Source organism: Bradyrhizobium sp. USDA 4516 (assembly GCF_054055915.1).
Map to the genome: position 1 here is coordinate 405849 of NZ_JBSRXT010000001.1, position 13200 is coordinate 419048.

Sequence of the window (13200 nt, forward strand, 5' to 3'; positions counted from 1 at the left end):
ACTTAGTCCGCCAGCGCCTTCATCTCCTTGTAGAGATCGGATTTGCCCTCGAAGCCGATGCCGGGAAGGTCGGGCATCACGATGTGGCCACCCTCGACGCGCACGCCGTCCGGGAACCCGCCATAGGGCTGGAACAGGTCGGGGTAGCTCTCGTTGCCGCCGAGGCCGAGGCCGGCCGCGATGTTCAGCGACATCTGGTGGCCGCCATGCGGGATGCAGCGGCTCGGCGACCAGCCGTGGGTCTTCAGCACCTCGAGTGTGCGCTGATACTCGCAGAGCCCGTAGGACAGCGCGCAATCGAATTGCAGCCAGTCGCGGTCCGGCCGCATGCCGCCGTAGCGGATCAGGTTCCGCGCATCCTGGTGGCTGAACAGGTTCTCGCCGGTCGCCATCGCCCCCGGATAGAACTCGGCCAGCGCGGCCTGCAACGCGTAGTCGAGCGGGTCGCCGGCCTCCTCGTACCAGAACAGCGGATACTCGCGCAGCATCTTGGCGTAGGCGATCGCGGTCTCCAGATCGAAGCGGCCGTTGGCGTCGACCGCAAGCTGCGCCGCGCTGCCGATCTCCTTCAGCACCGCCTCGATGCGCTCGCGGTCCTCGGCAAGCGGCGCACCGCCGATCTTCATCTTCACGACGTTGTAGCCGCGGTCGAGATAGCCGCGCATCTCCTTGCCCAATGCGCCGAGGTCCTTGCCGGGATAATAGTAGCCGCCGGCGGCGTAGACGAAGACGCGCGGATTGGCGGCGCGGCCGTGGCGCTCGGCGAGCAGCCGGAACAGCGGCTTGCCCGCGATCTTCGCCACCGCGTCCCACACCGCCATGTCGATGGTGCCGACCGCGACCGAGCGCTCGCCATGGCCGCCCGGCTTCTCGTTCGACATCAGCGTCGACCAGACCTTGTCCGGATCGAGATTGCCGCCATCGGCATCGAGCAGCGATTTCGGATCGGCTTCCTTGAGGCGCGGCGCGAAGCGCTCGCGGATCAGACCGCCCTGCCCGTAACGGCCGTTGGAATTGAAGCCGTAACCGACCACCCGCCTGCCGTCGCGCACCACGTCAGTGACCACGGCCACCAGGCTCGAGGTCATCTTTGTGAAGTCGATATAGGCGTTGCGGATCGACGAGGAGATCGGTTTTGTGATTTCGCGGACGTCGACGATGCGGACGGACATGGCGCTGCTTTCGCAATTTGTTAGGCACGTCATTCCGGGGCGATGCGAAGCATCGAACCCTCAGGTGCGCAGTTGCGCACCGAGAATCTCGAGATTCCGGGTCTGGTCCTTCGGACCATTCCGGAATGACGGTTGCTACGTCTTGTCCCGGAAATACGGCTCGACCGGCCCGTGCACCTTGATGGTCAGCGGATTGCCGTAACGGTCCTTGGCATTGCCGGCGGTGACGCGGACCCAGCCTTCGCTGATGCAGTACTCCTCGACATTGGTCTTCTCGGCGCCTTTGAAGCGGATGCCGACATCGCGGGCGAGAATATCCGCATTGTAGTACGGGCTGTTCGGATCGACCGAGAGGCGGTCGGGGAATTGGTCGTTGGTGTCGTTGTCGTCGCTCATAGCAGCGCCTCGATGTCCTTCCTCAATCCTTCGGGCCGGGCGGTCGGCGCATGCCGCGCCACGACCTTGCCGGCGCGATCGACCAGGAACTTGGTGAAGTTCCATTTGATCGCGGGCCCGAGCAGGCCCGACTTCTCACGTTTCAAGTGTTCGTACAATGGATGCGCACCTGAGCCATTGACGTCGATCTTGGCGAACATCGGAAACGTGACGGCGTAGTTGGTCTCGCAGAACGCGGCGATCTGCTTCGCATCGCCCGGCTCCTGCGCGCCGAACTGGTTGCAGGGGAAGCCGAGCACGGCGAAGCCGCGCGGCGACAGGCCGGCGTGCAGCTCCTGCAGGCCCTTGTATTGCGGCGTGAACCCGCAGGCGCTCGCCGTGTTCACGATCAGCAGCACCTGGCCCTCGAACCGCTGCAGCGGCACGTCGTCGCCGGCGAGCGACTTGGCGGTGAAATCGTAAACGGTCGCCATCTCAGCTGACCGGATCGATCGGCGACGACGGCGTGCCGCCGGCCTCGACCGCCTCACCAGCGGCAAGGCAGAGATCCTCGCGGTAGCGTCCGGCCACCAGTTGCACGCCGACCGGGATCCGTCCGACGAGACCGGTGGAGACCACGAGCCCGGGAAGCCCCATGAACGGGATCGCAATCTGCGGCAGCTGCGCGTGCCACACCCGCGCGAACGACGCCTCGTCCTTGCGGTCGAGATGGTCGGGGAACGGTAGCTCGCCGGACACCGGCATCAGCAGCACCGGATATTTCTCGAAGAAGGCGAACCATTCGCGCGTCAGGGTCGCGCGGCGGGTCAGCGCCTGCGACAGGTCGAACGGATGCACCCGGGCGCGGACGCCGCGCAGGCAGGCCAGTGCGCCGGGATCGCCCTCGCGCTCGGCGAAGGCGAGCTGGGCCTCGTAGCCGTCGCCGAGCCAAAGCCGGGTCTGGATTTCGGCCGCCTCGCGCAAGGACGGCGTGTTTGCAATTTCCTCGACGATCCAGCCGGCCTTCTGCAAGCGCTTGCCGGCATCGGCCACCGCGGCGACCACTTCCGGCACCGGATCGAGACCATCCGGATTGAGGCACATCGCAACGCGCTTCTCGCGCGGCGGGCCTTCGAGCGGCACCGGCGCATACCAGGGGTCGCGATAGTCCGGCGCCGACATCGCCGCGAGCGAGATGCGCAGATCGTTGACGGTGCGCGCCAGCGGGCCCGACACCGCGCTGATCTGCGGGCCGATCGGCCGCTCCGGCAAAGCCGAATTGAAGGCCGGGATGCGGCCCATGCTTGGCCGCAGGCCGTGCACGCCGCAGGCATAGGCCGGATAGCGCACCGAGCCGGCGATATCGGTGCCGTGAGCGATGTGGCCGATGCCGGCCGCGACCGCCGAACCCGCGCCGCCGGACGAGCCGCCCGGGGTGATGCCGGGATCGCGCGGGTTCTTGGTGTCGCCGTGAATGAGGTTGGTGGTGAACCAGCGATAGGAGACCGCCGGACAATTGGTGCGGCCGAGCAGCACCGCGCCGGCCTTGCGCAGATTGGCGACCACCGGATTGTCGACCCTGGCGATGACGTCGCGCTGTGCCTTCAGCCCGTTGGTGGTGGCGTAGCCCTCCTGGTCGACATTGACCTTGATGGTGACGGGCACGCCGGCGAGCGGCCCGACCGCCTCGCCGCGCGCAATGGCCGCATCGATCTTGGCCGCCTGCGCCAGCACGTCGTCCGGCCGGTGATCGACCACCGCGTTGAGCTTCGGGTTGACCGCGTCGAGCCGGGCGAGCCCGGCCTCCGCCGCCTCCTTCGCCGACACCTTCTTCGATCTGATGAGGCTGGCGAGCTCGGCCGCCGACAGACGCCAAATATCCTGCATGTGCAACTCCGTGTGACGCTGCGTTTTAGCGCCGCGCGGAGAACATGGCCAGCGGTCCGCCGCCTGATGTTTCAGCGGACATGCGCGATGTAATAGGCAAGGTCGCCGATCTGCTCCTTGGTGACCGTTTGCATCACGTCGGCCATGGTGGCGTCATAGCCATGGCGGCTGTTGTCCTTGTATTCGGCCAGCGTCTTGGCGAGGTAGTCCTCGCGCTGGTTGGCGATGCGCGGGACATTCTCCTTGCCGGAGAAATCGGTGTTGTGGCAGCTGTTGCAGCGGTTCTGCTGCGCCAGCGCCTGGCCCCGCGCCATCCGCGCCGGATCGCCGGCGTCAGCGGGCGGCGTGGGCTTCGGCAGGGTCGCGATGAAATCCGAGAAGCTGCGCAAATCGTCGTCGGTCAGCGGCTTCGCCATCTCGTTCATCGGGTCGAACACCCGCAGCTTCTCGCGGAACATGAAGAGCTGGATCAGCGCATAGGGCGCCGTCTGGCCGCCAAGCGACGGCGTGTTCTCGGTCTCCGACGTGCCATGCTCGCCATGGCAGGCAAAGCACGCCGCGGCGCGCTCCTGGATGGTCTCGGCATTTGCGGAAAGAGCGGATGCAAACAGGAGCACAGGGATCATGAACTTACGCATCGGCTGCTCCTGACTTTCAGTGTCATTCCGGGGCGCCCGAAGGGCGAACCCGGAATCTCGAGATTCCGGGTCTGGTGCTGTCGCACCAGCCCGGAATGACGTTGGTGGTTGTTACTGATTGGCGACCTTCGGCTTGCCGTAGCTGACGCGATAGACCGCGCCGTTCCAGTCGTCGGAGACCAGCAGCGAGCCGTCCTTCAGCAGCATCACGTCGACCGGGCGGCCGACATACTTGTTGTCTTCGAGGAAGCCGGTCAGGAACGGCTCCATCGACTTCACGGTGCCGTCCTTGTTCAGCCTGACGGCGACCACGTCACCACCCTGCTTCTGCGACTTGTTCCAGGAGCCGTGACGCGCGACGAAGATCACGTTCTTGTAGGTCTTCGGGAACATGCTGCCGGTGTAGAAGCGCATGCCGAGCGACGCGGTATGCGGGCCCATCAGGCCGACCGGCGCGGTGTAGTCCTTGCAGGTCTTGCCCCAGCCGAGCTCCTGGTCGATGATGTTGCCCTGGTAGCAGTACGGCGCGCCGAAATCCTCGCCCGCCTTGGTGATGCGGTTGAGCTCGTCTTCCGGCACCGTCTCCGACAGCCAATCGCGGCCGTTGTCGGTGAAGTACATCTGCTTGTTCTCGGGATTCCAGTCGAAGCCGACCGTGTTGCGCACGCCGAGCGCGTAGACCTCGGCGCCGGAGCCATCGAGATTCATGCGGCGGATCTGGCCGTGGTCGGCATCATGCAGCACGTTGTTGCCGGGCTGTCCGACCGGAACATAAAGCTTGTTGTCGGGACCGACGGCGATGAACTTCCAGCCATGCGCCTCGTCCTTCGGCAGCTTGTCGTAGACGACGGTGGGCTTCGGCGGGTTGTCCAGATTGTCCTCGATCTTGTCGATCTTGGAGACCTTCGAGAGCTCGGCGATGTAGAGCGTGCCGTCCTTGAAGGCGACGCCGTTCGGACGATAGAGGCCGGAGGCGATCACCTTGACCGAGCGCTTGCCGTCCTTGTTGACGATCGCATAGACCTTGTCGACGAGGCGGCTGCCGACGAACACCGTGCCCTTGTCGCCGAGCGCCAGCGAGCGCGCATTGGCCATGCCGGCCGCATAGACCTCGACATTGAAGCCGGCCGGCACCTTGAGCTTGGCGAGCGGCAGCTTGTCGGGTGCGGACGGCAGCGGCGGCGGCGCCACCGGCGCGAGCTTGGCGGCGGCCTCGTTGTCCGGACGCCCGATCAAGGGCGAGCCCGGCGGCAGCGGCTGGGCGGCAGGGGCGGCACCTGCCGCCGGCGCGGCCGGCTGTTGCGCCGCAGCAGAGAGCGTGAACGCCCCGAGCATGGCCCCCGCGAGCAGCAAGCTGCGCGGTGCGAACGAGTGTTTTTTCATGAAGATCTCCCCTGGGTGGAAGCCGTTGTTGATTGCGCCATTGACGTCGCCCGGCGCCGTTCGGCTTTCCGTTCATAGTCTTGCGAATTTGTCCGGACAATTGCAATCGGAAGCATGCCGGACATCGGCCAACGCATGGTTGTGGCCGCGCGGGGCCAGCGTCAGTGCCTTGTCATCGAGCGGTCCGGGCGATCGAGGATCGCCTCCGTGAATGGAAACTCCAGCACGACCTCGCCCTCGTCGTCGGTCACCTCGATCACGGCGCTGAGCAGCGCGCCGTCGGCGCCCTCGGTCTTGAGCAGTTCGCGAATCATCGCGCGCGCCATTTCCCACGCACGATCCGGGTCCCGCAGGATTTCGCCGTCGGGATCGGAGATCAGCTCGTCGCCGATACGGGTGTTGAAGAAATAGCGTGGCATCGGCTGAACTCGGCTCGGTTAGTCGCCTCCCGTCGCGGGGAAGCACAGGATCGTCACCGGGACCTTCGGAGGACCGCGGGGCTGCTGTTTACCTATTCCAACATCACCATTCACCGTGTGGCTAACAACAGGAAAAAGGTCTGATGCCACGGGCTTTTGACGGGAAACGCGCGCACAAATTTGTGAGTGGGTAAGATTTGCTTGCCGCAGTGCAGCATGCCCTTCGAGGCGGCACCTTACAGAAAATTTAACTGGCGAACTTTTCCAACCACAGTAGTTTAGCCTGCAGGGCGGAAAGTTCGTCCGGTTGCAACAAGGAGAGCCAAATGGCCTGGAAAGCACCGAAGATCGTTGAAGTGTCGGTCGGCATGGAAATCAACATGTATATGTGCGCAACCCGCAAGTAAGCGGCAGCGCCCTCTACACGTTTAGCGTTTTAGCGCAGGTGGACATCCGGGCGTAACGCGCTCCCGAGCGAGGGAGTGTGTTTCAAATCCGGGGTCCACCTCGTAACGTTTCTGGGTCTAACAAACTTCTCCAGGGCCAAGCTTCTCCAGGGGACGGATCATGCTTCGTGTCGTCGTCCTGGGTGCCGCGGCGGGTGGCGGCGTTCCGCAGTGGAACTGCGGCTGTGCCGTCTGCAGGACGGCGCGAAGCGACCACCCCGAACTGCAGAGCACGCAAGCCTCGATCGCCGTCAGCGGCGATGGTGTGCACTGGTTCCTGGTCAATGCGTCCCCGGATCTGCGCCAGCAGTTGATTGCCACGCCGCAGCTGCATCCGAAGCACGGCGCACTGCGCCATAGTCCGATCGCGGGCGTCATCCTCACCAATGGCGAGATCGACGCGGTCGCCGGGCTGTTGTCGATGCGCGAGGGCTCGCCGTTCACGATCTACGCGCATGAGCGGGTGCTCGCGATCCTGCGCGCGAACAGCATCTTCAACGTGCTCAGCGACGAGAACGTCGACCGCCGGCCGATCACGGTCGACCAGGCCTTCGAACCGGCCCTGCCCGACGGATCGCCGTCCGGGCTTGAGGTGCTGCCGTTTGAGGTTCCCGGCAAGGGCGCGTGGTATCTTGAGGGCAAGGCGCATCCGGCGGGCGCCGACGGCGTCGGCGATACGCTCGGCCTGCGTATTGCGGACCGGCGCAGCGGCAAATATTTCTATTTCCTGGCCGCCTGCGCACGGGTGACTGACGACCTGAAATCACGGCTCAAGGGCGCCCCGCTGGTGTTTTTCGATGGCACGGTGTGGCGCGACGACGAACTGATCGCGGCGGGCCTTGGCAACAAGACCGGCCAGGGCATGGGCCACATCGCGATGTCGGGCGATCAGGGTGCGATCGAAAGCCTCGCCGGGCTCGACATCGGACGAAAAGTGTTTTTGCATATCAACAACTCCAACCCGGCGCTGCTTGGGACCTCGGCCGAACGCAAGGCGGCCGAACAGGCGGGCTGGCAGATTCCCTCCGACGGAACGGAGATCGTGCTGTGAATGTCGTGCTGACCTCAGGAATGACCGCGCTCTCGATCGGCAAGGGCATCACGCTCGACACTGCCGAGGAGATGGAGGCGACGCTGCGCACGATCGGTGCCACGCGGTATCACAGCCTGCACCCGTTCCACCGCCTGCTGCACGGCGGCAAGCTCAACAAGGGCCAGGTCCAGGCCTGGGCGCTGAACCGCTATTACTACCAGAGCACGATCCCGCTGAAGGACGCGATGGTGATCTCGCGCTTCCGCGACCGCAACACAAGGATCGAATGGCGCCACCGCATCGAGGATCACGACGGCGATCTCGGCAATGAAGGCGGCATCGAGCGCTGGCTGAAGCTGACCGAAGGCCTCGGCCTCGACACGGCTTACGTGGAGTCCACCGAAGGCATTCTGCCGGCGACGCGCTTCGCCGTCGAAGCCTATGTGCATTTCTGCCGCGATCGCACGCCGCTGGAGGCGATCGCCTCCTCGCTCACCGAACTGTTCGCGCCGAACCTGCACGAGGAGCGCATCTCGGGGATGCTGAAGCATTACGACTTCGTCAACCCCGACATCATGAGCTATTTCAGCCGCCGCCTGACCCAGGCGCCGCGCGACGCCGGCTTTGCGCTTGATTATGTCAAGCAGCACGCCAAGACGCCGGCGGAGCGCGAAGCGGTCTGCAACGCGCTGATCTTCAAGACCAACGTGCTGTGGGTGCAGCTCGACGCGCTGTATCATGCGTATGTCGACGGCCAGATTCCGCCCGGCGCGTTCGTGCCGAAGACAGGTTAGAGCATGATCCGGAAAAGTGGGAGCCGGTTTTCCGAAAGATCATGCTCAGACAAAGAGACTTAGATCATGGCCAGCCGCAACATCAGCGTCAGCGAGACCAGCCGGCCGAAACTGCCGCGCCATACCAAGCTGAAATTCGACGAAACGCGGCAGGTCTGGGTGATCCTGGCGCCGGAGCGCGTGCTGGCGCCGGATGAGATCGCGGTCGAGGTGCTGCAGCTGTGTGACGGCATGCGCAGTGTCGCCGAGATGGTGGACCAGCTCGCCGAAAAATACGCCGCCCCACGCGAGGCGATCGCGACCGACGTGATCGCGATGCTGCAGGATCTGGCCGACAAGGGTTTTCTCACCGAAGCGCGCGAGAGCACAGCATGAGCGACACGCTGGCCGACACCAAGACGACAGCGCCGGGCCCGAGCGCAGCCCCAAGCGATGGGCTCGCCGTGCTGGAGAGCCGCCGCTCGGCGGCCGAGACCTACGGCATTCCCCTTGCGGTGCTGCTCGAGATCACCCACCGCTGCCCGCTGCAATGCCCCTACTGCTCGAACCCGGTCGAGCTCGACCGCGGCTCGACCGAGCTCACCACCGACGAATGGAAGAAGGTGCTGAGCGAGCTTGCCGAGCTCGGCGTGCTGCAGATCCATTTCTCCGGCGGCGAGCCGACCGCGCGCAAGGACATCGTCGAGCTGGTGCAGCACGCGACCGATGTCGGGCTCTATTCCAACCTGATCACCTCGGCCGTGCTGTTGACCAGGGACAAGCTTTCGGCGCTGGCCGACGCCGGCCTCAGCCATGTGCAGATCAGTTTTCAGGGCAACGAGCCCAACGTCGCCGACCGCGTGGCCGGGCTGAAGGACGCGCACAAGAAGAAGCTCGAGGTCGCCAAATGGACGCGCGAGCTGGAATTGCCGCTCACGGTGAATGCGGTGATGCACCGGCAGAACCTGCATCAGCTGACCGACATCATCCAGATGGCGGTCGACCTCGACGCCGACCGGCTCGAGGTCGCCAACGTGCAGTATTACGGCTGGGCGCTGAAGAACCGTGCCGCGCTGATGCCGACGATCGAGCAGATCGAGGAGACCAGCCGCATCGTCGAGGAAGCCCAAATGCGCCTGAAGGGCACGCTTGCCATCGACTATGTGGTGCCGGATTACTACGCGCTGCGGCCGAAGAAATGCATGGGCGGCTGGGGCCGCCAGTTCTTCAACATCTCGCCGGCCGGCAAGGTGCTGCCGTGCCACGCCGCCGAAAGCATCACCGGGCTTGAATTCGAATCGGTGCGCTCGAATCATTCGATCGCCTGGATCTGGCAGAACTCGGAGGCCTTCAACCGCTATCGCGGCACCGGCTGGATGCCGGAGCCGTGCAAGAGTTGCGAATTCCGCGAGATCGATTACGGCGGCTGCCGCTGCCAGGCCTTTGCGCTGACCGGCGATGCCGGCAACACGGACCCGGCCTGCGCGCTGTCGCCGCGACACGAGGAGATCTTCAAGCAGGCCGAGCAGGAATCCGCCGGCACGCAGAACCGCTTCCTGTATCGTAACTTCGCCGGCGGCACGTTGGAGACGGACGCCCCCCGGAACGAATCCCAGGACAAGCGCAATGGCGCCTGACGCCGACGTCGGCAAGGCCGCGAGGCGTGCCGATCCCTTTGCGCCGCTGACGTCGGAATGGCTCGACGTCGGCGATGGCCACGATCTCCATGTCGAGAGCGTCGGGCGCGAGGGTGGCATTCCCGCGGTCTATCTGCATGGCGGCCCCGGTAGCGGCTGCCAGCCCGATCATCGCCGGCTGTTCGATCCCGAGCGCTTTCACGCCGTGCTGTTCGACCAGCGCGGCTGCGGCCGCAGCCGGCCGAAGGGCAGCCGCGACAACAACACGACGCAGCACCTGATCGCGGACATGGAGAAGATCCGCGAGCGGTTCGGCTTCGCGCGCTGGATGGTGGTCGGCGGCTCCTGGGGCGCGACGCTGGCGCTGGCTTATGCGCAGGCCCATCCCGAGCGGGTCAGCGGGCTCGCACTGCGCGCGACGTTTCTCGGCACAGCCGAGGAACTGGACGACGTTTTCCTGCGCGCCCTGCCGCGCTTCTATCCCGCCCTCCACGAGGACTTCCTCAACTTCCTGCCCGAGAGCGAGCGCGCAGCACCGCTTGCGGCCTATTATCGCCGCATCCTCGATCCCGACGCCGCCGTGCATGCGCCGGCCGCGCGCGCCTGGCACGACACCGAACGCGCGTTGTCGGAGCACACGCCGAAGCAGACGCGGCTCGATCTCAAGGCCTCAGGCGCCCTGCCCTCGACGCCGTTCATGGAGGCGCACTACTTCGCCAACGATTGCTTCATGCGGCCGCATCAATTGATGAGTGAGGCCGGCAAGCTCGCCGGCATTCCCGGCATCCTGGTGCAGGGCCGCTACGATCTGTTGTGCCCGCCCGCAACATCGCACGCGCTCGCCGCGCGCTGGCCGGGCAGCGAGGTCCGCATCATCGATGGCGCCGGCCACATCCTCTACGATCCCGGCATCCGCAACGCCGTGATGAAGGCGATCGCCGACCTCGCGGCCAAGCGCTAGACCGCCGCCGGAACGCACCCGACGTCAAGGAGCCGGTGAAGAACTCGACCGGCTCCCTTGCTTCCCTCAATGTTTGCACTTGCCGGGAGGACATGCCGGCGCTGCCCGTGGCGCGGCCGCGGGCCTTGGCGGCGCCGCCATCCGCGGTGGCGGCGCTGCATGTTGCACCTGCATCGCCGGCCGAGGCGGCGGCGCGGCGCGCGGAGCCGGTGCCGGCGCCGGACGCGGCGGCAAAGCCGCAGCACGAGGTGGCGGGGCAACCGGCCGCGGCGGGGGAGCCGCAGCCCGCACGGGCGGAGCTGCGGCATGGACCGGCGGAGCTGCCGCATGCGCCGGCGCGGGCCGGGAGACCGGCGCCGGCGACACTGCGGCGCGCGCGGGTGCCGGGTGCGCCGCCGGCGTCGGCCGTGTCGACATCGCGCTGTTCGCCGGCGACGGCGCCGCCGAGGGCTTCACGTTTGCGGTCGGCGCGGTCGCCGCATGCGGAAGCGGTTGCGCACCTGGCTTGCCGGCGGCCGCGGGTGAGGCGGGCGCGTTTGTCGCCGGCGCGGCACCGGGCTTGGCCGGAGGAGCAGGCTGCGCATTGGCAGGCGCCATGGCAGTCGCCGGCTTGCCCGGCACCACCGCATTCGGCTTTGCGCCAGGTTGCGCGGCGCCGGGTTGTGCGGCTCCCGGCGGCACAGCGCCATGCTGCATGGCATTGGCCGGTGCGGTCGCCGACTGCGGCAGCGGCGGTCCATTTTTCGCGCCCGGCAGGGTATGCGCACCCGGCGTGCCCGGCGCGCCCATCGCATTCGGAGCGGCGGCAGCATTCGGAGTGGCAGCAGCGTTCGGCGCCGCGGCAGCGTTCGGTGCGGCGCGCGGAGCTCCCATCGCCGCGCCCTGCGCGGGCGTCGCGCCTTGCGGAGCGCCCGGCAGATTGGCGCGCTGCATCGCCGCGGCCGGCAGTCGCGGTGCCGCCGTCACCGGCGCGCCGCCCATCGCCGCCGTCACCCCGGCCGCATGGAGCTGCGCCGGCGTCGGGTTGGGATTGTTGATGACCGTGTTGATGACCGTGGTGTTGTGGATGTTGTTGAACACGATGTTGTTCTGCGGCGGCACGACATAGGCCGGTGCGGCGACATAGGCCGGCATCGCCACGAACATCGGCGTCGGCAGCACGTACAGGCCGATCGGCGGCGGCGGTGGCGGCAGCACGACGAAGTCCGGCGGCGGCGGCGGCAGGAAGAACACCGGCGGCGGCGGTGGCGGCGCGAAGGCGAACACCGGATCGCTGTAATACAGCACCGGGCGGTCGACATAGTCGATCTCGTCGGGCGGCGGCGGCGGCACGTCGTAGTCGAGCACCGTGAACTGCGCCGGCGGCTCCAGCGCGGCCGACAGATAGGCGAGCCGGCGCCGGCAGTCGTAGGCATGCGGCCCGCGCGGATAGCGCCGCAGATACGACCAATACGCATCAGTCGAGTCGGCGTTGTAGGTGCGCCGCCAGGTGATCGCCTCGCGCCGCGCCGCCACGATCGCGCGCACGCGCTTGGCCAGCGGATCGTTCGGATAGGCCTGCAGGTAATCCTCGTAGCCCTGCAGCGTGTCGCGCTCCAGCGCCGCGGCGTAGGCATCCTGCGCCGAGAAATCGCGGATCGGCTTGGTGCGCAGCCCGGCATCGACCTGCTGCGGCGGCGCGTCCGGCTTGCGCTCGAAGAACATGAAGGGCGCGTCGACCTTGTGCGCATCCCACGGGATCTCGGCGCCCTTGGTCATCTCGTTGACCCGCAGGCGGACGCGGTCGAACACCTCGGGCAGAGTCAGGCCGCCGGTGCGGATCATTTCCGCCAACGCTTGCGCATAAGGCCCGTACGGCGGCGCACCGTCAGGAGCAACGGTGCCGGGCGCCGAGTTGAAGGCGATCAGCATCTTCGGATCGGGATCGACCAGCGCAAGACCGCCGGCCAGCGGTTGGCCTTCCTTGGCGAAGGGATTGCTGCGCGCCGCATCGAGCACGATCACGCCGGCCTTGATCGGCAGCGCCGAGAGTTGGTGGCTGTAGTCGGAGATGCGGATCGCCTCGACCGGCACGTCGGTGTCGCGGGCAATCTTGGCATCGACCGGCACGAAATAGTTCTCGCCGGTGAGCTGCACGCCGTAACCGGCGAGATAGACGAAGGCGACGGCATTGGGCCCCGCCTCCTGCACCTTCTGGATGAAATCGCGGAACGATTTGCGCAGCGTCTCGCCGTCGAGATCGCGTGCGCCGATCACGTCGAAGCCGGCGGCCTGCAAGGTCTGCGCGATCAGACCGGCGTCGTTCGCGGCGGTCTGCAACGCGCCGGCCTCATAGGCGCCGTTGCCGACGACAAGTGCGAGACGCTTTTCCTGATCCTGCGCATGCACGGGAAGCGAGGCGAGCGACACCAGACCGACGATCAATGCCCACAGAATGCGTGCCATGGTGGTCGTCCCTTTTCTTCTCGAGAGTTGG

General features: G+C 66.4%; 14 protein-coding genes. 6 read left to right on the forward strand and 8 right to left on the reverse strand.

From position 1 onward, the window contains the following. Window positions 1-2: 2 nt before the first annotated feature. The 7 genes from ACVI1L_RS01930 to ACVI1L_RS01960 all read right to left on the reverse strand — a co-directional run bounded on the left by ACVI1L_RS01930 (window position 3) and on the right by ACVI1L_RS01960 (window position 5874). A complete protein-coding gene (locus tag ACVI1L_RS01930; protein ID WP_456782132.1) occupies window positions 3-1172 on the reverse strand; it encodes a mandelate racemase/muconate lactonizing enzyme family protein in 1170 nt (389 codons plus the stop codon). A gap of 135 nt (window positions 1173-1307) precedes the next feature. Then, on the reverse strand, window positions 1308-1568 hold the full coding sequence (locus tag ACVI1L_RS01935; RefSeq protein ID WP_253589602.1) for a DUF3297 family protein: 261 nt from the start codon (window positions 1566-1568) through the stop codon (window positions 1308-1310). Beyond that, window positions 1565-2041 carry a glutathione peroxidase gene (locus ACVI1L_RS01940; RefSeq protein ID WP_028332658.1) on the reverse strand — a complete coding sequence of 159 codons (477 nt, stop codon included), beginning with the start codon at window positions 2039-2041 and terminating at the stop codon, window positions 1565-1567. Before ACVI1L_RS01940 ends, ACVI1L_RS01935 begins: the two co-directional genes overlap by 4 nt. A 1-nt stretch (window position 2042) precedes the next feature. Beyond that, window positions 2043-3434 (reverse strand): amidase family protein, encoded by a 1392-nt coding sequence (locus ACVI1L_RS01945; RefSeq protein WP_456782133.1) that lies wholly within the window; start codon window positions 3432-3434, stop codon window positions 2043-2045. Window positions 3435-3505: 71 nt separating this feature from the next. Next, on the reverse strand, window positions 3506-4072 hold the full coding sequence (locus ACVI1L_RS01950; protein WP_253625784.1) for a c-type cytochrome: 567 nt from the start codon (window positions 4070-4072) through the stop codon (window positions 3506-3508). 111 nt (window positions 4073-4183) lie between these two features. Further along, complete coding sequence (locus ACVI1L_RS01955; RefSeq protein ID WP_456782134.1) at window positions 4184-5455, reverse strand: PQQ-dependent sugar dehydrogenase; 1272 nt, start codon at window positions 5453-5455, stop codon at window positions 4184-4186. Between the two features lie 161 nt (window positions 5456-5616). Next, window positions 5617-5874, reverse strand: a complete 258-nt coding sequence (locus ACVI1L_RS01960; RefSeq protein ID WP_028332662.1) for a DUF6894 family protein — start codon at window positions 5872-5874, stop codon at window positions 5617-5619. A 326-nt stretch (window positions 5875-6200) separates the two neighbouring features. Between ACVI1L_RS01960 and pqqA the strand changes: the two genes are divergently transcribed. From pqqA to pip, 6 genes are all read left to right on the forward strand, one after another. Further along, on the forward strand, window positions 6201-6281 hold the full coding sequence (gene pqqA, locus ACVI1L_RS01965; protein ID WP_035635412.1) for a pyrroloquinoline quinone precursor peptide PqqA: 81 nt from the start codon (window positions 6201-6203) through the stop codon (window positions 6279-6281). 160 nt (window positions 6282-6441) lie between these two features. Continuing rightward, window positions 6442-7371 carry a pyrroloquinoline quinone biosynthesis protein PqqB gene (pqqB, locus tag ACVI1L_RS01970; protein WP_229193128.1) on the forward strand — a complete coding sequence of 310 codons (930 nt, stop codon included), beginning with the start codon at window positions 6442-6444 and terminating at the stop codon, window positions 7369-7371. A gap of 20 nt (window positions 7372-7391) precedes the next feature. Continuing rightward, window positions 7392-8147 (forward strand): pyrroloquinoline-quinone synthase PqqC, encoded by a 756-nt coding sequence (pqqC, locus tag ACVI1L_RS01975; protein WP_057015091.1) that lies wholly within the window; start codon window positions 7392-7394, stop codon window positions 8145-8147. A 66-nt stretch (window positions 8148-8213) separates the two neighbouring features. Next, window positions 8214-8522, forward strand: a complete 309-nt coding sequence (gene pqqD, locus ACVI1L_RS01980; protein ID WP_057014898.1) for a pyrroloquinoline quinone biosynthesis peptide chaperone PqqD — start codon at window positions 8214-8216, stop codon at window positions 8520-8522. Beyond that, window positions 8519-9763, forward strand: a complete 1245-nt coding sequence (pqqE, locus tag ACVI1L_RS01985; protein WP_456782135.1) for a pyrroloquinoline quinone biosynthesis protein PqqE — start codon at window positions 8519-8521, stop codon at window positions 9761-9763. Before pqqD ends, pqqE begins: the two co-directional genes overlap by 4 nt. Further along, window positions 9753-10724: a prolyl aminopeptidase gene (pip, locus tag ACVI1L_RS01990; protein WP_168856938.1), complete on the forward strand. Its 972-nt coding sequence runs from the start codon at window positions 9753-9755 to the stop codon at window positions 10722-10724. Before pqqE ends, pip begins: the two co-directional genes overlap by 11 nt. Window positions 10725-10790: 66 nt before the next feature. Here the strand turns inward: pip and ACVI1L_RS01995 are convergent, their stop codons facing one another. Next, window positions 10791-13169, reverse strand: a complete 2379-nt coding sequence (locus ACVI1L_RS01995) for a caspase family protein (RefSeq protein WP_456782136.1) — start codon at window positions 13167-13169, stop codon at window positions 10791-10793. Between the last annotated feature and the right edge of the window lie 31 nt (window positions 13170-13200).

Bases quoted from the DNA above. Each gene is read 5' to 3' on its own strand.
- ACVI1L_RS01950 (WP_253625784.1), bottom strand. From the start codon at position 4,072: ATGCGTAAGTTCATGATCCCTGTGCTCCTGTTTGCATCCGCTCTTTCC.
- pqqB (WP_229193128.1), top strand. From the start codon at position 6,442: ATGCTTCGTGTCGTCGTCCTGGGTGCCGCGGCGGGTGGCGGCGTTCCG.
- ACVI1L_RS01930 (WP_456782132.1), bottom strand. From the start codon at position 1,172: ATGTCCGTCCGCATCGTCGACGTCCGCGAAATCACAAAACCGATCTCC.
- ACVI1L_RS01955 (WP_456782134.1), bottom strand. From the start codon at position 5,455: ATGAAAAAACACTCGTTCGCACCGCGCAGCTTGCTGCTCGCGGGGGCC.
- ACVI1L_RS01960 (WP_028332662.1), bottom strand. From the start codon at position 5,874: ATGCCACGCTATTTCTTCAACACCCGTATCGGCGACGAGCTGATCTCC.
- ACVI1L_RS01945 (WP_456782133.1), bottom strand. From the start codon at position 3,434: ATGCAGGATATTTGGCGTCTGTCGGCGGCCGAGCTCGCCAGCCTCATC.
- pqqE (WP_456782135.1), top strand. From the start codon at position 8,519: ATGAGCGACACGCTGGCCGACACCAAGACGACAGCGCCGGGCCCGAGC.
- ACVI1L_RS01940 (WP_028332658.1), bottom strand. From the start codon at position 2,041: ATGGCGACCGTTTACGATTTCACCGCCAAGTCGCTCGCCGGCGACGAC.
- pqqC (WP_057015091.1), top strand. From the start codon at position 7,392: ATGACCGCGCTCTCGATCGGCAAGGGCATCACGCTCGACACTGCCGAG.
- ACVI1L_RS01935 (WP_253589602.1), bottom strand. From the start codon at position 1,568: ATGAGCGACGACAACGACACCAACGACCAATTCCCCGACCGCCTCTCG.
- pip (WP_168856938.1), top strand. From the start codon at position 9,753: ATGGCGCCTGACGCCGACGTCGGCAAGGCCGCGAGGCGTGCCGATCCC.
- pqqA (WP_035635412.1), top strand. From the start codon at position 6,201: ATGGCCTGGAAAGCACCGAAGATCGTTGAAGTGTCGGTCGGCATGGAA.
- pqqD (WP_057014898.1), top strand. From the start codon at position 8,214: ATGGCCAGCCGCAACATCAGCGTCAGCGAGACCAGCCGGCCGAAACTG.
- ACVI1L_RS01995 (WP_456782136.1), bottom strand. From the start codon at position 13,169: ATGGCACGCATTCTGTGGGCATTGATCGTCGGTCTGGTGTCGCTCGCC.